Origin of the sequence: Acetobacter orleanensis, from assembly GCF_001581005.1 — a bacterium.
Taxonomy (GTDB): domain Bacteria; phylum Pseudomonadota; class Alphaproteobacteria; order Acetobacterales; family Acetobacteraceae; genus Acetobacter; species Acetobacter orleanensis.
Map to the genome: position 1 here is coordinate 1 of NZ_LHZV01000011.1, position 960 is coordinate 960.

At 57.8% G+C, this 960-nt stretch carries 1 protein-coding gene; it reads left to right on the top strand.

Annotated features, from left to right (window positions below; all coding sequences use genetic code 11):
• Positions 1-960 (top strand): Hint domain-containing protein (locus tag AD949_RS00060; RefSeq protein WP_211259968.1); only part of this gene is annotated, 960 nt, incomplete at both ends.

The window sequence follows — 960 nt, forward strand, 5'->3', positions numbered from 1 at the left end:
TATCACCGGCGGCACGCTCATTCCAGAAGTGCCGAATGATGACATTACCTGCTTTCTGGCCGGTGCCCGCGTCGAAATGGCCGATGGTAGCTTTAAAGCCATTGAAGACATGACTGTCGGCGAGCACATTAAAACCTTCGCGCAGGACGGAACCTCCTCCGCAGCCCCTGTGACCGCCGTCCGCACCCGTACGGTCGTGGCAACACAGCGTGACCTCTTCCCCATTGTCATTCAGAAAGATGCCTTTGCCGAGGGCGTGCCAGCACAGCAGATTGCCCTGACAGCCGAACATTGCCTGTATCTGAATGGACGTTTTGTGCCGGTCCGTATGCTGGTCAACGGGCGCTCCATCTTTGTGGACACCACAAACCACACCTTCCCCATCTATCATGTGGAAACGGCTGAACACGCCATTATCAATGTCGATGGTCTGCGCTCCGAAACACTGCTGCGCACTGATAAATCCTTCTCTCAGGAAGAAAACGTCCTCTTCCTGCGTGGCCCTAAATCATGGGAACAGGATGCGGCTGCTCCGCTGACGACAGACCCGGCATTTGTCGAGCCGCTGTTTGCCGCACTGGCCGCCCGTGCGGAACAGGCTGGTCTTCCCAGCGTGGTGACGCCGCAGGACACAACGCAAGACAGTGACCTGCATCTGGTGACAGACACAGGCCGGATTATCCGACAGGCCCGTACACATCATGACAGCGTGCTGTTCATGGTGCCCGGTAACGTGCGCACTGTCCGCCTTGTCTCCCGCACCAGCCGTCCGTGTGACACCGTTGGTCCGTTTATAGATGACCGCCGCAACCTTGGCGTGCTTGTTGGCAATATTCGTCTTATTGAGTCGCTGGGCACACGCGCTCTGACATCTCACCTGAAACAGACGCATCTGGCTGGCTGGGCTGTGCAGGATAATCCCGAATGCCGCTGGACAACCGGGCAGGCCGTGCTTGACCT